Source organism: Bradyrhizobium sp. USDA 336, assembly GCF_044908355.1.
Classification (GTDB): domain Bacteria; phylum Pseudomonadota; class Alphaproteobacteria; order Rhizobiales; family Xanthobacteraceae; genus Bradyrhizobium; species Bradyrhizobium yuanmingense.
Genome location: NZ_JBIYDC010000002.1, coordinates 4,124,932 through 4,148,776, shown reverse-complemented (window position 1 = coordinate 4,148,776; position 23,845 = coordinate 4,124,932). Strand labels below are relative to the sequence as shown.

Below are 23,845 nucleotides of genomic sequence, written 5' to 3'. Positions count from 1 at the left end.
TTCACATGCATCTGGGTGGACAGTGGGAATGCCGAAATTTCGTTTGCGGATCAGGGGACGCCTGTACGCAGGCTTCATGGCCCTGGTGGCGGTGGGTGTCGTGATGGCGGTGGTTGCCGTCTGGAATTTGCGGGACGTGCAGGATCAGGTCGCAAGACAATCCGCCCTCTCGGACAGCACGGCGCGGGTGCTGGAAATATCGGCCCATCTGCAGGCTATTCAGCGGGCCAATTTGCGCTACGTCTACGACGGCAACGAGTCCGCAATGAAGGAAGCGCAAGAGCGCGAGACCGCGGCGAGCGAGCTGCTCCGGGTCGGCGCTCAGGGGACGCTCTCCGAGGAGCGGCGCGCGCTCTACAACGGCCTGATCGACGAGATCGCGAAAATGCGACGCCTGCGTGACAATCTCGGCGACGCCGTCAACGAGACGAGAACGGGCAAGGCGACGCTGCTGCCGAGTGGCGAGGACCTGGCCACCAAGACGAACAAGCTCGTCGACGTGGCGCGCGCCGCCGTCGATGAAGATACCGCTTCCCTCGTCGCCGATCTCGAATCCCGAATCCTGCTCGTGAGGATCGTAAACTGGCGTTTTCTGGCTCTTCGCGATGCGCAGGGCCCCGCGACCTTCAGGGCGAGCATCGACAGGGCACTACAACGGCTCGGGGCACTCGAAAAGAGCCCGCAGGCGGCGGCGTTGCGCGCCACGCTGGCGCCGGTGAAGACCTCGCTTGAAACCTACAAGACGGCGTTCGAGACGACCTCCGCAGCGATGCTTAAAGCGGACGAGATCTACAACAAGAGCCTCGCGCCCCTCATCGTCGACAGCATCGGCAAGCTCAAGGTGGCGGAAACGACGCTGAAGGAGGACTACGAGGCATCGCGCACCACCGCCGAGGCCGTGATCGCGGGAACGACGACGGTGCAGGAGATCGCCGGCGGCCTCGCCATCCTGTTCGGAGGCATCGTGGCCTTCCTCATCGCCCGCAGCATCGTCGGTCCGCTGACCTCGATGACGCAGGCGATGGGGCGGCTTGCCGGCGGCAATCTCGAGATCGAGATTCCCGGCCGCGGCAGGGCCGACGAGATCGGCGACATGGCCAAGGCGATCCAGGTCTTCAAGGACAACATGATCGAGACCGAGAGCATGCGCGCCGAGCAGGCCGAACTCGAGGCGCGGCAGGCCGAGAACCGCAGGAAAGACATGGCGAGGCTCGCCGATCAGTTCGAGCAGGCCGTCGGCGAGATCGTCAACACGGTGTCGTCGGCATCGGGCGAGCTCGAAGCCTCCGCCGGCACGTTGACGACGACTGCCGCACGCGCCCAGGACCTCTCGACGGAGGTCGCCAGCGCTTCGCAGGAGGCCTCGGCCAATGTGCAGGCGGTCGCCTCTGCGACCGAGGAGCTCTCCTCCTCGGTCTCCGAGATTGCCCGCCAGGTGCAGGAATCCGCCCGCATCGCCACCGAGGCGGTGGGTCAGGCAAGCCGGACCAACGAGCGCGTCGGCGCGCTCTCCAAGGCCGCCGCGCGGATCGGCGACGTGGTCGAGCTGATCAGCACCATTGCCGGCCAGACCAACCTCTTGGCGCTGAACGCCACAATCGAGGCGGCGCGTGCGGGAGAAGCCGGCCGCGGCTTTGCGGTGGTCGCTACCGAGGTCAAGGCGCTCGCCGAGCAGACGGCAAGGGCCACCGGCGAGATCGCCCAGCAGGTCTCCGGCATCCAGGCCGCGACCGAGGAGTCTGTCGGCTCGATCCGGGAGATCAGCGGCACCATCGAGCGGCTGTCGGAGATCGCGTCGACGGTCGCCGCGGCCGTGGAGCAGCAGGGCGCGGCGACGCAGGAGATCTCCCGCAACGTCCAGCAGGCGGCCCAGGGCACGCAGCTCGTCTCGTCCAACATCGGCGACGTGCAGCGCGGCGCCTCCGAGACCGGCTCGGCCTCCTCGCAGGTGTTGTCGGCGGCCCGCTCGCTCTCGGCCGACAGCAACCGGTTGAAGCAGGAAGTCGCCAAGTTCCTGAGCTCGGTCCACGCCGCCTAAAGCATGATCCGGAAAAGTGTGCAGCGCTTTTCCGAAGAGATCATGCTTGAACAACCAACCTAGAGCGCGCGATGACGCTTCATCCTGATCGCATCGCGCTTTAGAGTCTCGAACGCAAGAGGCCACGCGCATGCGCGTGGCCTCGAACAGCGGCGCGATCAAGCCACCTTGGTCGTCATGTGCTTGAACATGTTGGCTCGCGCTTCGTCGTCCATCTCGGCCTTGAAGGTGAACTTGTCCTTCAGGGCGATGGCGCGCGAAGCCGCCGGGCGCGCCGAGATCTCGTCGACCAGCCGCTTCACGTTCGGGTATCGCGCAAAGGCCTCGTCGCCGAGCTTGAACGGCACCATCCGCGCCCAGCCCCACATCGCCATGTCCACGATCGAATAGCTGTCGCCGACCATGTAGCGGCGGTCCTTCAGGTGAGCGTCGAGAATCTTGTAGTGGCGGTCAGTCTCGTACTGATAGCGGTTATGGGCGTAGTCGTGGTTCTGCTCCTTCGGCGCAAAATGCTTGAAGTGCACGGCCTGACCCGAATAGGGCCCGACGCCGGTGGCCACGAACATCAGCCAGGACAGGAGCTCGGCTCGGTTGGCGGGCAGGAATTTGCCGGTCTTCTCGGCGAGATAGAGCAGGATGGCGTTCGAATCGAACACGATGGTGCCGCCATCGTCGATCGCCGGCACCTTGCCGTTCGGATTGATTTTCAGGAATTCCGGCGTGAACTGCTCGCCCTTGCGGGTGTCGATCTTCACCGGCTCGAAAGACAGGCCGGATTCTTCGAGAAAGAGCGCGACCTTGGTCGGGTTCGGTGATCCATTGAAATAGAACTTGAGCATCCAGCATCTCCCCGGTGTCTATGTTGCCGCGCGCGGACGCGGCGTCGTTGGGCGAGCCTTGTCTTGCCTGAACCTCGTCCGAGAGAGCAACCGGCGAGTTTGCCGGGCGGTGTCTGCGCGGTACGCAGATCAGGCGGCGTAACAAAGGCCGATTGCCGCCGCGATGACCATGGCCGCACCAACGGCTTCCAGCCGCAGGCCGAGCCGCGCTGCGAGATGCATGTCGGAGGCGCGCGCCGCGCGCTCCGAACCGCGCGCATAGCCGTGAACGATGACGTCGTGGTTGAAATTGTCGTGCGCCTCGTTGCTGCTGGCGAGGCCGACGCAGATCACGAGCACGCCGAACAGCGCCAGGCCGAAGAATCCGAGCAGCGCGATCAGGAACATCGGAAACATGCCGACCAGGAAGATCGGCAGCAGCGGCACCAGCAGCAATGTCTCGGACTGTCGTCGCATGGGAGCCCAACCGGTCAGGAGGGGGCTAGTCCGGCGAATCTAGTCCTGGTTGGCGCGGCTTTCAACTCACGCCGCCGTCATTCCGGGGCGCGCGAAGCGCGAGCCCGGAATCCATTGGGCGGCATGGGACGCTGTTGGATGGGATTCCGGGCTCGCGCGCTTTGCGCGCGCCCCGGAATGACTTAGGAGAGGAAAGCTACTCCGCCGCCATGCCGGCGCGGATCTCGGCACGCAACTCGTCGATCAGCTTGAGGCCCTTCTTGGTCTCGACGTGCCAGAACGTCCAGCCGTTGCAGGCCTGTGCGCCCTGCGCCACCGCGCCGATGCGGTGGATCGAGCCGACCTTGTCGCCCAGCATGATGGCGCCGTCGGCGCGCACCAGCGCCCCTAACTTCTTCTTGGCGTCGAACAGCTTGGTGCCGGGCATGATCATGCCGCGCTCGATCAGCTCGGAGAACGCAACGCGCGGCGCCTCGCGCGCGGTCATGAACGGGGCAAGGCTCTCTTCCGGCAACGGCTCGACCTTGGCGATGCGCGCCTCGGCCGCCTTGGCGTAGGTCTTGTCGCGCTCGAAGCCGATATAGGAGCGGCCGAGGCGCTTGGCGACCGCGCCGGTGGTGCCGGTGCCGTTGAACGGGTCGATGACGAGATCGCCGGGCTTGGACGACGACAGCAGCACGCGCGCCAGCAGGCCTTCCGGCTTCTGCGTCGGATGCACTTTCTTGCCGTCGGTACCCTTGAGGCGCTCCTCGCCGGTGCAGAGCGGAATCAGCCAGTCGGACCGCGCCTGCACGTCCTCGTTGGCGGCCTTCAGCGCCTCGTAGTTGAACGTGTAGCCCTTGGCTTTCTCGTCACGCGCGGCCCAGATCATGGTTTCGTGCGCGTTGGTGAAGCGGCGGCCGCGAAAATTCGGCATCGGATTGGTCTTGCGCCAGACGATGTCGTTCAGCAGCCAGAAGCCGAGATCCTGCATGATGGCGCCGACGCGGAAGATGTTGTGATAGGAGCCGATCACCCAGATCGTCGCCGACGGCTTCATGGCGCGGCGTGCGGCGAGCAGCCAGGCGCGGGTGAAATCGTCGTAGGCGGCAAACGAATCGAACTTGTCCCAGTCGTCGTTGACGGCATCGACATGGGATTCGTCGGGACGCTTGAGGTCGCCCTTGAGCTGCAGATTGTAGGGCGGATCGGCGAACACCAGGTCGACGCTGCCTGCCTGGAGCTTCGACATCTCGGCGACGCAATCGCCGACGATGATGCGATGCGATGGGGACTCAAAATTTGTGCGGGGCGCCCTTGCAGACGCCCCGCGACGCGACTCTACCATGACTCAAGAACTCTGACTCAGGCGACGCTGTCGGCGACGCGGGACCAAACAACCGACTGGCCGTTACATTGAAGGGGCAAAGTAAAAATCGACTTAACCCGCCGCTTTCGTGAGCACTCCCCGCATCATCGTTCGCGCGCAAATTGTTGCGCGCATTCGCCTTGTTTTACAGTGTATTTCGCGCTTGCGCGCCTCGCGAGATCGATCGTGGCGGGAAAAAGGCTGTAAATTTCTCTCGGAAAAAATTGCTCGGCCCTCGGAAAAATTTGCTGGCATCGACAGGCTGTCGCACTAGGCAATTTTTGCCGGCCACGATATTGATAAAAGCAACGGAAATTTTACGTATGTGGCGCGTTGAGCTTTCGCGTTTCTGTGCGCCGTCGAAACTTAAATCAGGGACCCCAGAGGAAAGGCCGCCATGCGCTACGATGACTTCCGCCGCAGCGACGATATCGAGGATCGTCGCGACGAAGGTGGTGGCTTTGGCGGCGGCGGAGGCGGCGGGTTCGGCCTGCCGATGGGCGGCGGCGGGCTCGGCATCGGCACCATCATCATCCTCGGCCTGGTCGGCTACGCCTTCGGCATCGATCCCCGCATCCTGATCGGCGGCGCCGAGATCCTCTCCGGCGGCGGCCATGCGCCGACCTACCAGACCGATCGCCAGGCCTCCTCGGGCAAGCGCGGCGCGCCGACCGACGAGATGGGCAGCATGATCTCCGGCATCCTCGGCGAGCTCGACGATCGCTGGAGCGAGATCTTCCAGGCCAACGGCCAGTCGTACACCGGCCCGAAGATCGTGCTGTTCCGCAACGCTACCAATGGCGGCCGCTGCGGCATGGCGCAGTCGGCCATGGGGCCGTTCTATTGTCCGCCCGACCGGACCATCTTCCTGGACACCGCCTTCTTCCGCGAGGTCGAGACCCGCTTTCGCGGCTGCTCCGGCAAGTCGGCGTGCAATTTCACCACCGCCTACATCATCGCGCACGAGGTCGGCCATCACATCCAGAACCTGCTCGGCATCATTCCGCGTGTGACGCGGCTGCAGCAGCAGGTCGGCTCGAAGGCCGAGGCCAATGCGCTCCAGGTCAAGGTGGAGCTGCAGGCCGACTGCCTGTCCGGCGTCTGGGTCAACCGCGAGGCGAAGAAGCGTCCGAACTTCCTCGAGCCCGGCGACATCGAGGCCGCGCTGACCACGGCAAGCGCGATCGGCGACGACACGCTGCAGCGCCAGGCCACCGGCCGCGTCGTGCCCGACTCCTTCACCCACGGCTCGGCGGCGCAACGCAAGCAATGGTTCATGATCGGGTACCAGCAGGGCACGGTCCAGGCCTGCAACACGTTCGGTGCGGGGGCGTTGTAAGGAAAGGCTCGTGCCCCGGACGCAGCGCGGCGCGCCTTCAGCGGTGCGCTGCAGAGCCGGGGCCCATATTGCCGGTTGCCCAAGCCTCTGAAGTGGGTCCCGGCTCTGCGGCGCGGCGCTGATGCGCCGCACCTTGTCCGGGACACGAAAGACGCAACATGGCCATCGACGAATCCAAACAATTCATCCCGCTCAACATTGCGGTGCTCACGGTGTCCGACACGCGCGCGCTCAGCGACGACAAGTCCGGTCAGACCCTCGCCGATCGTCTCACCGCTGCGGGTCATCATCTCGCCGCGCGCGAGATCGTCACCGACGATGTCGAGGCGATCCGCGCCGTGATCCGCCGCTGGATCGCCGATAGCGGCATCGACGTCGTCATCACCACCGGCGGCACCGGCTTTACCGGGCGCGACGTCACGCCCGAGGCGATCGAGCCGCTGTTCGAGAAGCGCATGGACGGCTTCTCGATCGCCTTCCACATGCTGAGCCACGCCAAGATCGGGGCGTCGACGATCCAGAGCCGCGCCACCGCGGGCGTGGCGGGCGCGACCTACATCTTCTGCCTGCCGGGCTCGCCCGGCGCCTGCCGCGACGGCTGGGACGGCATCCTGGCGGCTCAGCTCGACTACCGCACGCGTCCCTGCAATTTCGTCGAGATCATGCCGCGGCTGGACGAACATCTGCGCCGGCCGAAAGCGCAGGGCGCGACGGTGTGATGCGCGTTGTGCGGATGATGTCTAGCTGATCGAGGTCACCCTCCCCTGGAGGGGGAGGGGGTCGATCGCGCGCAGCGCGAGCGGGGTGGGGTGATCTCTCCACTCAGGCAGTGTTGGATGTGGAGAGACCGTCACCCCACCCCGTCTCACATTACGCTGCGCTCCATGTGAGCCGACCCTCCCCCTCCAGGACCCCTCCAGGGGAGGGTAAGGTCACGGCGCGCGTTGTTGAATAAAAACAGTCAGAGATCCCGTTCCCACGTTTCGCCGATCAGATCCTGCCCGAAGCTGTGATGCGGCTCCGTCGCGACCAGCTTGAACCCCGCACTCTTGTAGATCCCCCGCGCGGCCACCAAAATGCTCTGCGTCCACAGCGTCATCTTGCTGTAGCCGCGCTCGCGGGCGCCTTGGATGCATTGCTCGACGAGGGCGCGGCCGACGCCGAGGCCCCGTGCTTTCTTCTCAACCTGCAACAGGCGGAGTTTGGCGATTTCGTCCGTGGCCTTGACCAGGAACACCGAGCCGATCGGCTCGCCGCCGGCCTCGGCGATCCAGCAGTGCTCGCGCGCGGCGTCGTAATTCCTGATGAACTGTGCGCAGATCTCGGCGACCAGCGCCTCGTAGCTGATGTCCCAATTGTAGTCCGCGGCGTAGGCGGCAGCCTGGCGGGAGACGACCCAACCCATATCGCCGACGCGATGGCTGCGCAGCATGAAAGAAGCGGGCGAGCTTCGGCGTTGCTCCAGCACGGCCTCGATGGTCGCCATCGCCTGCGTGAGCCGCGTCGCATCGCCGGGTGAAAGCTGAGCCAGCATCGCGGCGACCTCGTTTTGCGAGCTCTGGTTCAGCTTGACGAAAGCCTGCCGGCCTTTGGCGGTCAGGCTGAGCTGGTATTGCCTGCGGTCCGCGGGCAGGGGCTTTCGCGTGATCAGCCCCTTCTCGTCGAAGCTCTGGACGATGCGGCTGAGATAGCCGGGATCGAGACCGAGCTCGTGTCCGATCTCTTTTGCCGCAAGATCGTCGCGTTGGGCGAGTTCGTAGAGCACCCGCGCCTCGCTGAGCGAGAACGGGCTCTTGCCGAGGTGCTGGTCGAGCACGCCGAGCTTGCGGGTGTAGAAGCGGTTGAAGGCGCGAACCGCTGCGACGTGGTCGTCGGCGGCCTGTTCGGCCACGGCGCTTGATGACGAAGCTTTCGATAGCATGGGATCACCTCGATATTTGCCATTGTCAATTAATTGATTGACGTTGGCAAGTATCTCGGCGCTTCAGCCGACCATCACGATCCGGCTGCGCAGCATGGTCCGGGACGACCGGCCGAGCCGCCGGAGCAGCCGCGCCTCGGAATGCCGGGCGTGGGGCGGGTATCCACCGATCCGGTCGTAATGATCACGCGCGATCAGCAGGCCTTGATCGCCGAGCGGACCGATGAGCCTGCGCGCCACGGCCCAGAGGACGTCGCGCACTGCGGTATTTGCGTAGGGCGAACGGGCATAGCGGAACACCGCCGCACGATCCCGGCCGCTGGTGGCGACGGCCTGGATGAACTGGGTGGTTTCCTCGATCCAGCCGGTTTCCAGCACCGCGCCCGCAGGCAGGAACATCAGCCAGGGCGATCGGGCCTGGCGCGCGCCGGCAGCAAGCGCAGCGCCTTGCGAATGCCCATCGAAGCCGATGAAACGGCAGCCCGCGACGTCGGCAACACGCTCGATGACGCCGTTGCGCGTGCCGTCGACCAGAAGCACTTCCCGGATCACGCCGGCTGCGGCGCCGGGCACCAGCGCGGCCAGGGTTGCGACCGCCGTCTGCTCGACACCTTCGGTCGGAATGATGACGCTCAGCATGATTGAGGCTTCAGTTTCCGCACTTCGGGAGAAGCGTAGCGTTGCGTTGCATAATGTTGTCATAAACCCGTCGCGCTGCCGAGTGCAACTTTCGGAAGGGGCTTCGGCGTGCGATGGTAAACTGCCGCGAGTTCATCGCGGCCAGATGTGCCAGGCGCGGGCTGATAATATTGCCGAATGTTTCGGCACAAGCCGATCCTGACGGTATTATCCCCGATGCTTCGTAGCGACCTTTCGCTGCCCGGGAGAGACCTTGCATGAACGCCGATCATCTCGCCGTTGGCACGGCGCCAAAATCGCCGAAGCAGGAGGCCGCACCGACCTTGCGGATCCGGGCGCTGATGCTGGGCGACCGCATCAATGCTTCCAACTTGGAGATCGGCACGCTGGTGTCCTCGACGCCGGCCGCCTTCCGCGTTCATGCCGGCCTTGCCGTGATCTTTCGCTATGGCGTGGTCGTGCTGATCGGGCTGTTGCCGTCGGAGGAGAAGGTTCTCGTCGACAGCCTGAAATCACGCGTGACCGGAGAGCTCAGCCCGTACGAGGAGGAGATCGCGCAGGCGCAGCTCTGCAACGAGGAAGCGGGCGAGACGATCCAGCCGGGCGGGCCGATCTGCCTCGCCAAGTTCTCCGACGACCGGCTGCTGCTGGTTGCCGATGCGCTCGCAAAGAGCACGTCGCTGGCGCGCGACGAGCGCCGCGTCGCCGCGGTGTTCGACGTCATCGAGCCGTTTGCACGGGAGCTCGCCGAACACGGCCGCACCCCGCGTCGGCGCACGGGCATTCTGCAATTGATCGGCAACGCGCTGCTGGTACAGCAGCGCGTTGCCGGCCGCGTCGCGGTCGCCGAGAAGCCCGACGTGCTCTGGGAGAAGCCCGAGCTCGATCGGCTGTATTCCCGTCTCGAGGACGAGTACGAGCTGAAGGAGCGCCTCGACACGCTCGAGCGCAAGCTCACCGCGGTATCGGAGACCGCCAACGCGCTGACCGACATCATCGACACCCAGCGCTCGCTGCGCCTGGAGATCGCGATCGTGGTGCTGATCGTGATCGAGATCGCGATGGGGACTTTTCAGCTCCTGACCGGCCGCGGTCACTAAAGCACGATGAGTTCAGGTTTGATTGCTACAACGTAAGTGCACACCCTCTCCGCCTGCGGAGAGGGTGTTTCCGCAATGGCATAACCCCCTAGATCAGCGCCGCGCAATGGCGCGCGATCATCATCTCTTCGTTGGTGGGAATAACGAAGACCGCGACGGTGCTGTCGTTGCCGTTGATGCGCTCGCGCGCGGCATCGTTGCTTGCGGCGTCGATGCGCACGCCCATCCAGGCGAGACGCTGGCCGATGGCGCCGCGGATCTCCCTGGCATGTTCGCCGATGCCGCCGGTGAAGATCAGACAATCCAGGCCGCCGAGCGTGGCCGCCATCATCGCGACCTGCTGCGCCGCACGAAAGGTGAAGAGATCGACCGCCTCGCGCGCCGCAGCCTCGCTACTCGCCAGCAGTGTACGCATGTCCGCGGAGATGCCGGAAACGCCAAGCAGGCCTGACTCGTGATAGAGCAGGTGCTGGACCTCCCGGGCCGACATGTTCTCGTACTGTTGCAGATAGAGCAGCACGCCCGGATCGATCGCACCGCAGCGCGTGCCCATGACGAGGCCGTCGAGCGGCGTCAGCCCCATCGTGGTGTCGATGCTGCGGCTATCGCGCAAGGCGCAGAGGCTGGCGCCATTGCCGAGATGCGCGATGACAGTGCGCTTGGCCACGAGCTCCGGCGCGATCTCGGCCAGGCGTCCCGCGACATATTCGAACGAGAGGCCGTGAAAGCCGTAGCGCCTGACGCCACGCGCCTCGAATCGCCTGGGAATGGCGAAGCGGCTCGCGGGCGGCGCGAGGCCGTGGTGGAAGGCGGTGTCGAAACACGCGATCTGCGTCAGCTCGGGCCGGATCGCCGCCAGCGTTCGCACCGGCGCGAGGCAGCGCGGCTGGTGCAGCGGCGCCAGCGGCGTCAAGGCCTCCAGTTTCGCAATGATGTCGTCCATCAGGACCACCGGGCCTGAATAATCCGCCCCGCCGTGCACGATGCGATGGCCGACGGCCCGCAGGCTGCGTCCACCGAACCGGTCCTCGATGAAGGCGAGCACGTCCGCGAACAGATGGTCGCCGGCTGCCTGCGGCGCCTGCTTGCTTGTCTCGAACAGGTCTTCGCCTGCAGGGCCTTTCACCACCAGCCGGGGTTTGGCCTCGTGCTCGTCCAGCAGGCCCTTGCAGAGCAGGGCGGGCTCGGCCGCCGCGACATCGAACAGGCCGAACTTGATGCTCGACGATCCCGCGTTGAGGACGAGGACCGTGTCCGGCATCGCTAGTCGCCGGCCTCGGCCGGCGTGTTGCCGCCGGCGCTGTTCTGCCAGACCCAGTCACGAATCTCAGGCATGTCCTCACCATGCTCACGGACATAGCGGGAGTGTTCGATCAGTCTGTCGCGGAATTGCTGCTTCACCTGCGCAGCCTTGGTCGCCAGTCCCGGCACGCGTTCGATCGCCTCGATCGCAAGGTGATAGCGGTCGAGTTCGTTGAGCACGACCATGTCGAAGGGCGTCGTCGTGGTGCCCTCCTCGGCAAAGCCGCGCACATGCATTCCGGCATGGTTGGTGCGGCTATAGGTCAGCCGGTGAATGAGATAGGGATAGCCGTGATAGGCAAAGATCACAGGCTTGTCGCGCGTGAACAGGCTGTCGAAGTCGCGGTCGGACAGGCCGTGCGGATGCTGCTCCCTCGGCTGCAGCGTCATGAGGTCGACGACGTTGACGACGCGGATCTTCAAGTCCGGCAGCGTCTTGCGCAGGAGGTCGACGGCAGCGAGCGTCTCCAGCGTCGGCACGTCGCCGGCGCAGGCCATCACCACGTCGGGCTCGCCCTTTCCATCCTCCGTTCCCGCCCAGGTCCAGATGCCGATGCCGGCATCGCAATGCGTCGCCGCGTCCTGCATCGACAGCCATTGCGGCGCCGGCTGCTTGCCGGCGACGATCACGTTGATGCGGTTATAGGTGCGCAGGCAGTGGTCGGCGATCCACAGCAGCGTGTTGGCGTCCGGCGGGAAGTAGATGCGGACGATGTCGGCCTTCTTGTTGGCGACGAGATCGACGAAACCGGGGTCCTGATGGCTGAAGCCGTTATGGTCCTGGCGCCAGACATGCGAGGTCAGCAGATAATTGAGCGAGGCGATCGGACGTCGCCACGGCAGCTCCCGCGTCACCTTCAGCCATTTGGCGTGCTGGTTGAACATGGAATCCACGATGTGGGTGAAGGCCTCGTAGCAGGAGAAGAAGCCGTGCCGTCCCGTGAGCAGGTAGCCCTCCAGCCAGCCCTGGCAGAGATGCTCGCTCAGCACCTCCATCACGCGGCCGTCCTGGGCGAGGTGCACGTCGTAAGGTTCGGTCGGCTCCATCCAGACGCGTTCGGTGGCCTCGAACACGGCGTCGAGCCGGTTCGATGCCGTCTCGTCCGGGCCCATGATGCGGAAATTGCGCGCCTTCGCATTCAGGCGAATGACGTCGCGCAGGAATTTGCCGAGCTCGCGCGTGGCTTCCGCCACGACCTCGCCGGGCTGCGGCACCTCGATCGCGAAGCTGCGGAAGTCGGGCAGCTTCAGCTCCTTCTTCAGCACGCCGCCATTGGCATGCGGATTGGCGCCCATGCGCCTGACGCCGTCGGGCGCGAGCGCCTGAAGCTCGGCAACGAGGGCGCCGTTGCCATCGAACAGCTTTTCTGGCCCGTAGCTGCGCATCCAGTCTTCGAGCACCTTGAGATGCGCCGGGTTCTCGCGGCAGCCTGCGACTGGCACCTGATGCGCGCGCCAAAAACCCTCGACCTTCTTGCCGTCGACCTCCTTCGGGCCGGTCCAGCCCTTCGGGCTGCGCAGCACGATCATCGGCCAGCGCGGCCGCTCGACGCTTGTGCGACCGTCGCGGGCATGTTGCTGGATCGAGCGGATGCTGGCGAATGCGACGTCCAGCGCATCGGCCATGGCCTGGTGCATCAATTTGGGATCGTCGCCCGTGACGAACAGCGGCTCGTGGCCGAACCCGCGGAAGAGGTCCCGGATCTCGGCGTCCTGCATCCGTCCGAGCACGGTGGGGCCCGCGATCTTGTAGCCGTTGAGATGCAGGATCGGCAGCACCGCGCCGTCATGGGCGGGGTTCAGGAACTTGTTGGAGTGCCAGGACGCAGCGAGCGGCCCGGTCTCGGCCTCGCCGTCGCCGACCACGCAGGCGACGATCAAATCCGGGTTGTCGAATGCGGCGCCATAGGCGTGCACCAGCGCATAGCCGAGCTCGCCGCCTTCGTGGATGGAGCCCGGCGTTTCCGGCGCGGCGTGGCTCGGGATGCCGCCGGGGAAGGAGAACTGCCGAAACAGCTTGCGCAATCCGTCCGTGTCGCGCGCAATATCGGGATAGATCTCGCTGTAGCTGCCTTCGAGATAAGTGTTGGCGACCATGCCCGGACCGCCATGGCCGGGACCGCAGACATAAATCACGTTGACATCGAGCGCCCGGATGACGCGGTTGAGATGGGCGTAGATGAAGTTCAGGCCCGGCGTCGTGCCCCAATGACCCAGCAGACGCGGCTTGATGTGCTCGGGCCGCAGCGGCTCGCGCAGCAGCGGATTGTCGAGCAGGTAGATTTGCCCGACCGAGAGGTAGTTGGCGGCGCGCCAATAGCGATCGAGCAGATCGAGGTCGCTGCTCGCTTCGGCCGTTTTTTGTTGGATTGTCATGGTCCTGCCGACCTTCACTTCGCGATCGTCACCAACCCGGTTCCAGGGCGATCGATCCGTCGGGCATGAGACGGGATGGTCGTGACGGCCGTGTTGCGTGAGGTCAAAGGCGGGCGCGCGAAGTTTGGGCAGCTCTACTGTGCATGGGGTTGTTTTCACGTTTTTGGTTTGCGTTCTTGATTTGTTCCCGCGCCGTGCTATCTTGGCTGCATGAGTCCAGCATCCTCTCATGCTCTCAAGCACCCGCCGGTCACGGCGCCCTCCGAGCCGGCGGGTGCGCCTTCAGATTTCCCCGAGCTTGGCGTCGCCATCGACCGCGCGCGAAGGCGAGGGCGGGGCGCACAATCCAATGCCAGCGGCCGCTACGAGGCTGAGGCGCGCGTCGCTTTCGATGACGGCTGGCAGAGCCTGGACGAGCTGCCGCCGTTCAAGACGAGTGTCGCCATCGACACCTCGCGCAAGGTGATCACTCGCAACGATTCCCCCGACATCGGCTTCGACCGCTCGATCAATCCGTATCGCGGCTGCGAGCACGGCTGCGTCTATTGCTTCGCGCGGCCGACCCACGCCTATCTCGGCCTGTCGCCGGGGCTCGACTTCGAGTCAAAACTGTTCGTGAAGCCCGAGGCGCCTTCGCTGCTCGAGAAGGAGCTTGCGGCTCCCGGCTACGAGCCGCGGATGATCGCGATCGGCACCAACACCGATCCCTACCAGCCGATCGAGCGCGAGCGCAAAATCATGCGCGGCATTTTGGAAGTGCTGGAGCGCACCTCGCATCCGGTCGGCATCGTCACCAAATCGGCCCTGGTGCTCCGCGACATCGACATTCTCCAGCGGATGGCCAAGCGCAACCTCGCCAAGGTCGCGATCTCGGTCACCTCGCTCGATCCGAAGCTGGCGCGCACGATGGAGCCGCGGGCCTCGACGCCGCCGAAGCGGCTGGAGGCGCTGAAGCAGCTCTCGGAGGCCGGCATTCCCACGACGGTGATGGTCGCGCCCGTGATCCCCGCGCTGAACGATTCCGAGATCGAGCGCATCCTCGACGCCGCCGCCCATGCCGGCGTCAAGGAAGCCGCCTATGTGCTGCTGCGGCTGCCGCTGGAGGTGCGCGATCTCTTCCGCGAATGGCTGATGGCGAACTATCCGGACCGCTATCGCCACGTCTTTACCCTGATCCGCGACATGCGCGGCGGGCGCGATTACGACGCCAAATGGGGCGAACGGATGAAGGGCACCGGACCGATGGCCTGGACCATCGGTCGACGCTTCGAGATCGCCTGCGAGCGGCTCGGGCTCAACAAGCGGCGCTCGAAGCTGACCATTGATCACTTTGCGCGGCCGAAGCGGAACGGCGATCAGCTCAGCCTGTTTTGAGCGGACAGGTGCAAGAGGTGTCGCATGCTTAAGGAACTCGCCGCGCCGGTGCCGCGGCTGACGGTCATCACCCTCGGTGTCAACGACATCCGCGCGAGCATCGCCTTCTACGACGCGCTTGGTTTCTCGCGTCGGCTGAAGGCAACCGGCGAGGCGGTTGCGTTCTACGATACCGGCGGTCCGGTGCTCGCCCTTTATCACTGGGATCGGCTCGCGGCGGACGCATCCTTGGAGGACCAGCCGAGGCCCACGACGTTTCGCGGCATGACGCTCGCCTGGAATTGCGCGACCCGCGAGGAGGTCGAGGAGGTGCTGGCCTTCGCCGTCCAGAAGGGGGCCACCTTGCTGAAAGCGGCGCATGCGACCGATTACGGCGGCTATTGCGGCTATTTTGCCGATCCCGATGCACATGTCTGGGAAGTCGTGGTCGCGCCGGGAATCGAGGTCGGCGATGACCGGCGGGTGCATCTGGCGGAGTAGGCGGGCGGCCTGAATAACGGGAATATCCCGGGTTCCGGGTTGCGCCGGCACCGCCGCTTGCGCACGATCCCGCGCATGATTCGGGACCCCTCCGCCAAGACCTCAGCCAAGGCCGCGCCGAAGAAAGCGGCCGCGAAGAAGGCTGCACCCATCAAGGCGGCAAAGAGCTCTGCGGCCGATGTTGCGAAGGTTCCTGCCGGCAAGAAGGGCATCATCGCCGTTGCTCCCCCGAGCTTCCGCCGCGAGCGCGCGCTGATCAAGCGCGGCGTCTGGCCGGTCGCGGGCTGCGACGAGGCGGGCCGCGGCCCGCTAGCCGGCCCTGTGGTGGCGGCGGCCGTGATTCTCGATCCCGACCGGATTCCCCGCGGCATCGACGATTCCAAGCGCCTGACCGCCGAGGAGCGCGAAAAGCTGTTCGACAAGATCTGCGCCACCGCGCAGGTCTCGGTCGCCGTCGCCTCGCCGGCGCGAATCGACCGCGACAACATCCTGCGCGCCTCGCTGTGGGCGTTGAAGCGCGCCGTGGTGGCCCTTCCAGAGGCGCCCAGGCACGTCTTCGTCGACGGCCGCGACCGGCTCGACACCGCATGCGACTGCGAGGCGGTGATCGGCGGCGACGGTATCGTGCTGTCGATCGCCGCGGCCTCCATCGTCGCCAAGGTCACCCGGGACCGGCTGATGTGCGCGCTGGCGCAGGACTGCCCGGGCTACGGCTTCGAGCAGCACAAGGGCTATGCCGTGCCAGAGCATCTCGACGCGCTCGATCGCCTCGGCCCCTCCATCCACCACCGCAGCTTCTTCGCCCCCGTCGCCGCCGCCCGCGCCAAGCACATGCCCTGGACCGTCGAGCCGGTGCAGGACCTGTTCTCGGTGACCGAGGTCGAGGTGCAGGTGGAGGCGAGCGTCGAGATCGACGCTTCCGCCGGCCTCTAGGATTTCTCTTTCGGCAGCGCCCCTTCGCCTCTCCCCGCCTGCGGGGAGAGGCCGGAATGCATCGCAGATGCATTCCGGGTGAGGGGGACTCTCCGCGAGTCCAACTGTTGCCGTGCTCGCGGATGCAGCCCCTCACCCCGGCCCTCTCCCCGTAAGAACGGGGAGAGGGAGCAGACCGAAGTTGCCACGACGCACAGCGCCCTTTATCAAAACAGACGCGAGCAAATGGGGCCGGCTGGACGGGTTGGCTGCACCTTCGGACGTTGCATGCGGTTTACCTCCCTGGTCATCGAGCTCATTCGCGCCCGGCCGCGGCTGATCGTTTGGATTGCGGTGCTGCTGCAGGCCGCGATGTGGCTGTTAGTGGCGCTGGTGTTCTACCGCAGCCCGCCCGGCACTCTCGCGACCCTTCTGGCCTTCGGCAGGGAATACCAGGTCGGCACCGATCTCGGCCCGCCGCTTGCGGTCTGGCTTGCCGACATCGCCTATCGCGCCGCCGGCGGCCACATGCTCGGCGTCTATGTGCTCGCCCAGCTCTGCGAGATCGCGACCTTCATCGCGCTCTATCATCTCTCCCGTGCCGTGGTCGGCTCGCAGCAGGCCGTGCTTGCCGTGCTGCTCACCATGACGGTGCTGGCCTTCTCCTCGTCCGCGCTGGACTTCGGTCCGCTGATCCTGGCGCGGCCGCTCTGGGCGCTGTTACTGCTGCACTCCTGGCAGATCATTGGCCAGCGCCGCGGCAATGCCTGGTTCGCCTGGTCGATCGAAGCCGGCCTCCTGCTGCTGACGACCCCCGCCGCGATCTACCTGCTGCTGCTGATCGTCGTCTTCGCGGTTTCGACCGCCGGCGGCCGCCGGACGCTGCGCGGACTCGATCCGCTGTTCGCGCTGATCGTCGTCGCCGTGCTGGCGCTGCCCTATGCGGTCTTTCTGATGCGTGCCGAGACGCTAACACTGCCGGCCTTGCCGCCAGTCGCCGAGCTCAAAGACCGTGCGCTACATGCGGTCTGGCTGCTCGGCGGGCTCGCGCTCGGGGCGGCTGCGATCCCGGCGCTGACCTTGCTCAACACCGGAATGTTCGCCGGCAAGGGCGAGGAGCCACCGATCATCTACCGCCCGCCGGTCGAGCCGCTCGCGCGCAACTTCGTCTATTTCTTCGCGTTCGCTCTGCCGCTCGGCGCGGTGCTGATCTCCGGCCTGCTCGGGCTCGAATCCGTCGTCGGCGGCCCCGGTGTCGTGCTGATCATGTCGGGGCTTGCCGTGGTCGTCGCGGCCGGCGATCTCATCGCGATGCGCCGCGCGCGCATGCTGCGCGTGGTCTGGGCCGCCGCCGTCGCCGCGCCCGCCGCCGGCGTGGTGCTCGCCGTCCTGTTCCTGCCTTGGACGGGCACTAGCGAAATTGCGACCTCGATGCCGGCGCGCGCGATCTCGGACTTCTTCGACGAGAGCTTCGCCCGCCGCACCAACCATCGCCTGCGCGCCGTCGCCGGCGAGACCCAGCTCGCCAGCCTGATCGCGCTTCATTCCGGCCGGCCGCACCTGTTCATCGACGCCGCCCCCGCGCGGACGCCGTGGATGAGCCAGACCAAGTTCAGCGAGACCGGCGGCGTCGTGGTCTGGCGCGCCTCCGATACCGCCGGCACGCCGCCGCCCGAGATCGTCAAGCGCTTTCCCGGCATCGTGCCGGAAGTGCCGCGCGCCTTTGAATGGCTGGTGACCGGCCGGCAGCAGCTGTTGCGAATCGGCTGGGCCATCGTGCGGCCGAAGGGGACGTAGGTCTCGTGCCCCGGACGCGGCGCAGCGCCTCTTCGGCGGTGCGCCGCAGAGCCGGGGCCCATCTCGCCGCATCGTACTATCTTGCGTTTCTGGGTCCCGGCTCTGCGGAGCGTTACTGGGTGCCGCACCGCGTCCGGGACACGAGAGCTCGCTAACCCGCCAGCACCTTCGCGATCGCCCGCAGATCCTGCCAGGCCAGCCGCTTGTAGGCCGGCGAGCGTAAGAGGTAGGCCGGGTGAAACGTCGGCAGCGCGCGGATCACCCGCTGGCCGGTGTCGTAGTCGAACCAGCGCCCGCGCGTGCGCATGATGCCTTCGCGCGTCGACAGCAGCGTCTGTGTCGAAGGATTGCCAAGCGTCACCAGCACGTCGGGGTTCACCAACTCGATCTGGCGCTGGATGAAGGGCAGGCAGATTTGCGTCTCCTGCGGCGTCGGCGTGCGGTTGCCGGGCGGCCGCCAGGGAATGACGTTGGCGATGTAGGCGGTGGTGCGGTTGAGGCCGATGGCTCCGATCATCAGATCGAGCAGCTTGCCGCTGCGCCCGACGAAAGGCAGTCCCTCGATGTCCTCGTCGCGGCCCGGCGCCTCGCCGACGAACATGATGCGCGCCTGCGGGTTGCCGTCGGCAAACACCAGCCGCGTAGCGGTGTGCTTCAACGCGCAGCCCTCGAAATTCTGCATCAGCTCGCGCAGCGCCTCCAGGGTCGGCGCGGTGCGTGCGGCTTCGCGTGCCGAGGCGATGGCGACGTCCGGTGCAGGCGCGGCTTCGCCGCGCATGACCGCGGGCGCGGCGACCGGCCGCGGCGCTTCGGCTGGCGGGGCCGCGCGCGGGCTGGGTGGCGGCGCATCGATTTCCGCGAGGCGGTCTATCGGTTCCTCCGCAAGCGCGCAGTCGACACCGGCCTCCAGATAGAAGGCGAGCAGCTCTCGGACGGTGGGTGCGGGTTCGGGGATCATGGGAAAGTCTGACTTTTATATCACCTTGGACGGCCTTGCATCCCGGCGGAACGCGATTCCGAGGTTGTCCTACCCGGAAAAATCGGAAACAAGAGGGCGCAAACGACCAAGGACCGTCTCAAGGGCTGAGATCAAATGAGCACCGAAGAACTTCCCCCGCGCGAATCCATGGAATTCGACGTCGTCATCGTCGGCGCCGGCCCGTCGGGTCTGTCGGCCGCGATCCGGCTCAAGCAGCTCAACGCCGAGCTCAACGTCGTTGTGGTGGAGAAGGGCTCCGAGGTTGGTGCGCACATCCTCTCGGGCGCCGTGATCGATCCCGCGGGCCTCGACAAGCTGATCCCGGACTGGCGCGAGGATGCCGACTGCCCGCTGAAGACGCAGGTCAAGGACGACCGCTTCTACTGGATGACCGGCGGCGGCGCGATCAAGCTGCCGAATTTCATGATGCCGCCGCTGATGGACAATCATCACTGCTACATCGGCTCGCTCGGCAATGTCTGCCGCTGGCTGGCGCGCAAGGCCGAGGCGCTTGGCGTCGAGATCTATCCGGGCTTTGCGGCGGCCGAGGTGCTCTATGACGAGGAGGGTAAGGTCAAGGGCATTGCCACCGGCGACATGGGCATCGGCCGCGACGGCAAGCCGAAGGATTCCTTCACGCGCGGCATGGAATTGCTCGGCAAGTACACGCTGTTCGCCGAAGGCGCCCGAGGCAGCCTGACCAAGCAGCTCATCAACAAGTTCGCGCTCGACGCCAAGAGCGAGCCGCCGAAGTTCGGCATCGGCCTCAAGGAGGTCTGGCAGATCGATCCCGCCAAGCACCAGAAGGGCTTGATCCAGCATTCATTCGGCTGGCCGCTTGACCTCAAGACCGGTGGCGGCTCGTTCCTTTATCACTACGACGACAATCTCGTCGCCGTCGGCTTCGTCGTGCATCTGAACTACGACGATCCCTATCTGTCCCCGTTCGACGAATTCCAGCGCTTCAAGACCCATCCCTCGATCCGCGGCACCTTCGAAGGCGCCAAGCGGCTCGCTTACGGCGCGCGCGCCATCACCGAGGGCGGCTATCAGTCGGTGCCGAAGCTGAGCTTCCCCGGCGGCGCGCTGATCGGCTGCGCGGCCGGCTTCGTCAACGTGCCGCGCATCAAGGGCGTGCACAATGCGATGGGCACCGGCATGCTTGCTGCCGAACATGTTGCGGCCGCGCTCGCCGCCGACCGCGCCAATGACGAGCTCGTCGAATACGAGAACGCCTGGCGCTCCTCATCGGTCGGTAAGGACCTGTTCCTGGTCCGCAACGTCAAGCCATTGTGGTCGAAGTTCGGCACCGTGCTCGGCGTCGCGCTGGGCGGCTTCGATATGTGGTGCAATACGCTGTTCGGCGCCTCACTGTTTGGCACGCAGTCGCACGTCAAGCCCGACCGCGCCACGCTCGATTCGGCCAAGAGCCACGCGCCCAGGAACTACCCGAAGCCCGACGGCAAGATCACGTTCGACAAGCTGTCCTCGGTGTTTTTGTCCAACACCAATCACGAGGAGGACCAGCCGATCCATCTGAAGGTCACCGACATGAACCTCCAGAAGAGCTCCGAGCACGACGTCTATGCCGGCCCCTCGAACCGCTATTGCCCGGCTGGCGTCTATGAATGGATCGAGGAGGGCTCCGGCCCGCGCTTCCAGATCAACGCCCAGAACTGCGTTCACTGCAAGACCTGCGACGTGAAGGATCCCAACGGCAACATCACCTGGGTTCCCCCGGAGGGCGGCGGCGGCCCGAACTACGAGGCGATGTGAGGGGCGCATCGCACGGGTGACCAGACGCACGTTCCCGTGAGGACGAGGCTGCGGCGACCCGCCGCGGCCACGATAAGGCCATAGTGGCGGCGTCTTGGGGCGCTGGCGCGGTTTCAATGGGCCGGTTTGGGCGTGCGGAGGGGATCTTCCCGGGTCCGAATCCTTGCGGCGAAGCGCCAAAAGCGGCATTGTCGGCCTGACGGTTCCGGGCCCGGATGTCACCGGCTGCGTTCGCTTGCGATACGGCCTTCTGCTGCAAACCCAGGCACCACCAACTCAAGGCGAGCCCTGATGTTTTCAAATCGTTTCAACCGCTGGACTGCTGCCGCCATCGCCCTCATGGGCACCGCGATCGCGACGGTCCCCGGCGCGGTCCTGGCGCAGACGCCGGATCATCCGGAGAACACGGCGGCGCAGTTTCCGACGCGAAACGATCTGAAGTCGCTCACCGGTGCCGGCAGCTATCTCGCCGCCCGCCATGCCAGCGTCGAGCGCGACGCGGCCTCGGCCGCCGCATTCTACCGTTCGGCGCTCCGCACCGATCCCAAGAACAACGAGCTGCTCGACCGTGCCTTCATCTCGTCGGTCGCCGACGGCGACATCGACGAGGCGGTCAAGCTCGCCGAGCGCATCCTCACCATCGACAAGACCAACCGCGTCGCCCGTCTCGTCGTCGGCGTGCACGATCTCAAGCTGAAGAAGTACGTCGCGGCGCAGACCAACATCAACCAGTCGATCCGTGGTCCGATCACCGATCTCGTCGCCACGCTGCTGTCGGGCTGGGCCGCCTATGGTGCGGGCGATGCCAAGGGTGGTGTCGCCACCATCGACAAGCTGACAGGTCCGGAATGGTATCCGCTGTTCAAGGATCTCCACACCGGCATGATCCTGGAGCTCTCCGGCAAGGACAAGGACGCCGGCACGCGCTTCGAGCGCGCCTACAAGCTCGACGATTCCATGCTGCGCGTGACCGAGGCCTATGCGCGCTGGCTGTCGCGCAACAAGGATTCCGCCGCGGCCACCAATGTCTACCAGGCCTTCGACAAGAAGCTGGCACGCCATCCGCTGATCCAGGAAGGCCTGCGCGAGACCAAGGCCGGCAAGAAGATGCCGCCGCTGGTCGATTCCGCGCAGGCCGGCGCCGCCGAAGCGCTCTACGGCATCGGCGCGACGCTGACCCGCCGCGGCGGCGAGGATCTGGCGCTGGTCTATCTCCAGCTCTCGCTCTACCTGCAGCCGAGCCATCCGCTGGCGCTGCTGTCGCTCGCCGATCTCTACGAATCAGTCAAGCGGCCGAAGATGGCGATCAAGGTCTACGAGCGCGTGCCCGCCAACTCGCCGCTCAAGCGCAACGCGCAGATTCAGCTCGCCATCGATCTCGATTCCGCCGACCGCACCGACGAGGCGATCAAGATCCTCAAGGGCGTCACCTCGGAGGATCCCAAGGACCTCGAAGCCATCATGGCGCTCGGCAACATCGAGCGCGGCCGCAAGCGGTTCGGCGATTGCGGCGCGACCTATTCACGCGGCATCGAGGTGCTGCCGCCCGGCAACGACAAGGCCAATAGCGTCTGGTACTATTATCGCGGCATCTGCCAGGAGCGCTCCAAGCAATGGGCCAAGGCCGAGGCCGACATGAAGAAGGCGCTGGAGCTGCAGCCCGACCAGCCGCACGTCCTCAACTATCTCGGCTATTCCTGGATCGACCAGGGCGTGAATCTCGACGAAGGCATGAAGATGATCAAGCGGGCCGTCGAGCAGCGTCCCGACGACGGCTACATCGTCGATTCCCTCGGCTGGGCCTATTACCGCATCGGCAATTTCGAGGAGGCGGTGAAGAACCTCGAACGCGCGATCGATCTCAAGCCCGAGGATCCCACCATCAACGACCACCTCGGCGACGCCTATTGGCGCGTCGGCCGAACGCTCGAGGCAAAATTCCAGTGGTCGCATGCGCGCGATCTCAAGCCCGAGCCGGAAGAGCTGCCGAAGATCGAGGCCAAGATCGCCAATGGCCTCCCCGACGACAATTCGAACTCTTCTGCGGCGCAGGCCGAGAAGAAGAAGGACGACGGCAAGGGCGGCTAAGCTAGGCGCATGATCCGGAAAAGTGTGGAGCGGTTTTCCGATCAGATCATGCGCAAACAAGTGAGTCTTGGGGGCTGATCGCCAATGTCGGCGTTGATTGAAGAGGGACGGGCGAAGGTCAATTTGAGCCTTCGCGTCGTCGGCCGTCGTGCCGACGGTTATCATGATCTCGAAAGCGTGGTCGCGTTTGCCGACTGCGCCGACCGGCTCACCTTGGAGCCGGGCGGGGAGCTGAAGCTCACCACGACTGGGCCGCTGGCTGCCGCCTGCGGCGACACCGCCGACAATCTCGTGCTCAAGGCCGCCAAGCTGCTTGCCGAGGCGATCCCTGGCCTGCAGCTGGGCGCCTTCGCGCTCGACAAGGTGCTCCCCGTTGCAGCCGGCATCGGCGGCGGCTCGGCGGATGCCGCGGCCGCGCTGCGGCTCCTGGCGCGTCTCAACGATTTGTCGCTCGATGATCCCCGCATTCAGAAGGTCGCGCTCGCAACCGGCGCCGACGTGCCGGTGTGCCTCCTCTCGCGCGCCTGCGACATGACCGGCGTCGGCGAGCAGCTGCTGCCGCTCGCGCTGCCGAGCATGCCTTGCGTCATGGTCAATCCGCGCGTGCCGGTCGCCACCAAGGACGTGTTCCAGGCGCTGGGCCTGCGCAACGGCGAGCTCCTGGTCGGCGTCACCGACGTCATCCGCGCGCCGGCTTGGCCGGAGGAGGGCGCCTCGATTTCCGATTGGGTCGAGGTTCTCGAGACCGTCGCCAACGATCTCGAAGCGCCCGCGCTGCGGATCGAGCCTGTGATCGGCGAGGTGCTGGACGCCTTGCGCGATTCCGCCGGCGTCAAGCTCGCCCGCATGTCCGGCTCGGGCGCGACGTGCTTTGCGATCTACGGCGCGCCCGCGGAGGCGCATGCCGCGGCCGAAAAGATCCGCCGCGATCACCCCGCCTGGTGGGTGCATGCGGGCACGTTGAGCTAGGGTACCGCTGCCGTAGTGTGGGCAAAGGCGCGATAGCGCTGTGCCCACGATCATTCCCGTTGCGCGGTGAAAGCGGTGGGCACGCTTCGCTTTGCCCACCCTACGGCAGTCA

19 protein-coding genes are annotated in these 23,845 nt (G+C 65.8%); 11 read left to right on the top strand and 8 right to left on the bottom strand.

The window, feature by feature from the left end; translation table 11 throughout:
- Positions 1–28 precede the first annotated feature (28 nt).
- Positions 29–2,038: a methyl-accepting chemotaxis protein gene (locus ABIA45_RS20345; protein ID WP_404653368.1), complete on the top strand. Its 2,010-nt coding sequence runs from the start codon at positions 29–31 to the stop codon at positions 2,036–2,038.
- A gap of 158 nt (positions 2,039–2,196) precedes the next feature.
- On the opposite strand, the gene ABIA45_RS20340 is transcribed toward ABIA45_RS20345, so the two are convergent.
- The 3 genes from ABIA45_RS20340 to ABIA45_RS20330 all read right to left on the bottom strand — a co-directional run bounded on the left by ABIA45_RS20340 (position 2,197) and on the right by ABIA45_RS20330 (position 4,660).
- Complete coding sequence (locus ABIA45_RS20340; RefSeq protein WP_275497561.1) at positions 2,197–2,877, bottom strand: glutathione S-transferase family protein; 681 nt, start codon at positions 2,875–2,877, stop codon at positions 2,197–2,199.
- Positions 2,878–3,006: 129 nt separating this feature from the next.
- Entirely contained in the window at positions 3,007–3,333 is a 327-nt protein-coding gene (locus tag ABIA45_RS20335) for a hypothetical protein (protein ID WP_225147847.1), read from the bottom strand.
- A gap of 196 nt (positions 3,334–3,529) precedes the next feature.
- Positions 3,530–4,660: a site-specific DNA-methyltransferase gene (locus ABIA45_RS20330; RefSeq protein WP_036037228.1), complete on the bottom strand. Its 1,131-nt coding sequence runs from the start codon at positions 4,658–4,660 to the stop codon at positions 3,530–3,532.
- Positions 4,661–5,078: 418 nt separating this feature from the next.
- Here ABIA45_RS20330 and ABIA45_RS20325 point away from each other — a divergent pair, with 418 nt between their 5' ends.
- Both ABIA45_RS20325 and moaB read left to right on the top strand, forming a co-directional pair.
- Positions 5,079–6,020 (top strand): neutral zinc metallopeptidase, encoded by a 942-nt coding sequence (locus ABIA45_RS20325; RefSeq protein ID WP_036006315.1) that lies wholly within the window; start codon positions 5,079–5,081, stop codon positions 6,018–6,020.
- A 158-nt stretch (positions 6,021–6,178) separates the two neighbouring features.
- The gene (moaB, locus tag ABIA45_RS20320; RefSeq protein ID WP_404653367.1) at positions 6,179–6,739 is read left to right on the top strand and encodes a molybdenum cofactor biosynthesis protein B; all 561 of its coding nucleotides are present in this window, start codon (positions 6,179–6,181) and stop codon (positions 6,737–6,739) included.
- Between the two features lie 242 nt (positions 6,740–6,981).
- Here the strand turns inward: moaB and ABIA45_RS20315 are convergent, their stop codons facing one another.
- Positions 6,982–7,941 carry a GNAT family N-acetyltransferase gene (locus tag ABIA45_RS20315; RefSeq protein ID WP_404653366.1) on the bottom strand — a complete coding sequence of 320 codons (960 nt, stop codon included), beginning with the start codon at positions 7,939–7,941 and terminating at the stop codon, positions 6,982–6,984.
- Positions 7,942–8,004: 63 nt separating this feature from the next.
- Positions 8,005–8,580, bottom strand: coding sequence for a glycosyl transferase (locus ABIA45_RS20310; protein WP_404543371.1), 576 nt, complete (start codon positions 8,578–8,580; stop codon positions 8,005–8,007).
- Between the two features lie 257 nt (positions 8,581–8,837).
- Between ABIA45_RS20310 and ABIA45_RS20305 the strand changes: the two genes are divergently transcribed.
- Complete coding sequence (locus tag ABIA45_RS20305) at positions 8,838–9,680, top strand: RMD1 family protein (RefSeq protein ID WP_157284784.1); 843 nt, start codon at positions 8,838–8,840, stop codon at positions 9,678–9,680.
- A gap of 88 nt (positions 9,681–9,768) precedes the next feature.
- On the opposite strand, the gene ABIA45_RS20300 is transcribed toward ABIA45_RS20305, so the two are convergent.
- Positions 9,769–10,941: an acetate/propionate family kinase gene (locus tag ABIA45_RS20300; RefSeq protein ID WP_271540437.1), complete on the bottom strand. Its 1,173-nt coding sequence runs from the start codon at positions 10,939–10,941 to the stop codon at positions 9,769–9,771.
- Positions 10,942–10,943: 2 nt separating this feature from the next.
- Positions 10,944–13,358, bottom strand: coding sequence for a phosphoketolase (locus ABIA45_RS20295; protein ID WP_404653364.1), 2,415 nt, complete (start codon positions 13,356–13,358; stop codon positions 10,944–10,946).
- A 210-nt stretch (positions 13,359–13,568) separates the two neighbouring features.
- On the opposite strand from ABIA45_RS20295, the gene ABIA45_RS20290 reads away from it, so the two are divergent.
- From ABIA45_RS20290 to ABIA45_RS20275, 4 genes are all read left to right on the top strand, one after another.
- Positions 13,569–14,732 carry a PA0069 family radical SAM protein gene (locus tag ABIA45_RS20290; protein ID WP_404653363.1) on the top strand — a complete coding sequence of 388 codons (1,164 nt, stop codon included), beginning with the start codon at positions 13,569–13,571 and terminating at the stop codon, positions 14,730–14,732.
- A gap of 24 nt (positions 14,733–14,756) precedes the next feature.
- Positions 14,757–15,212, top strand: coding sequence for a VOC family protein (locus ABIA45_RS20285; RefSeq protein WP_404653362.1), 456 nt, complete (start codon positions 14,757–14,759; stop codon positions 15,210–15,212).
- 75 nt (positions 15,213–15,287) lie between these two features.
- Positions 15,288–16,145, top strand: a complete 858-nt coding sequence (locus ABIA45_RS20280) for a ribonuclease HII (RefSeq protein WP_404653360.1) — start codon at positions 15,288–15,290, stop codon at positions 16,143–16,145.
- Positions 16,146–16,412: 267 nt separating this feature from the next.
- Positions 16,413–17,921, top strand: coding sequence for a glycosyltransferase family 39 protein (locus tag ABIA45_RS20275; RefSeq protein ID WP_271540446.1), 1,509 nt, complete (start codon positions 16,413–16,415; stop codon positions 17,919–17,921).
- A 151-nt stretch (positions 17,922–18,072) separates the two neighbouring features.
- Here ABIA45_RS20275 and ABIA45_RS20270 read toward each other — a convergent pair whose 3' ends face one another.
- Positions 18,073–18,879: a uracil-DNA glycosylase family protein gene (locus ABIA45_RS20270; RefSeq protein WP_271540449.1), complete on the bottom strand. Its 807-nt coding sequence runs from the start codon at positions 18,877–18,879 to the stop codon at positions 18,073–18,075.
- A 135-nt stretch (positions 18,880–19,014) separates the two neighbouring features.
- Here ABIA45_RS20270 and ABIA45_RS20265 point away from each other — a divergent pair, with 135 nt between their 5' ends.
- The 3 genes from ABIA45_RS20265 to ABIA45_RS20255 all read left to right on the top strand — a co-directional run bounded on the left by ABIA45_RS20265 (position 19,015) and on the right by ABIA45_RS20255 (position 23,733).
- Complete coding sequence (locus ABIA45_RS20265) at positions 19,015–20,676, top strand: electron transfer flavoprotein-ubiquinone oxidoreductase (RefSeq protein ID WP_157284777.1); 1,662 nt, start codon at positions 19,015–19,017, stop codon at positions 20,674–20,676.
- Between the two features lie 291 nt (positions 20,677–20,967).
- A complete protein-coding gene (locus ABIA45_RS20260) occupies positions 20,968–22,764 on the top strand; it encodes a tetratricopeptide repeat protein (RefSeq protein WP_275508400.1) in 1,797 nt (598 codons plus the stop codon).
- A gap of 84 nt (positions 22,765–22,848) precedes the next feature.
- Positions 22,849–23,733, top strand: a complete 885-nt coding sequence (locus tag ABIA45_RS20255; RefSeq protein ID WP_404653358.1) for a 4-(cytidine 5'-diphospho)-2-C-methyl-D-erythritol kinase — start codon at positions 22,849–22,851, stop codon at positions 23,731–23,733.
- Positions 23,734–23,845 lie beyond the last annotated feature (112 nt).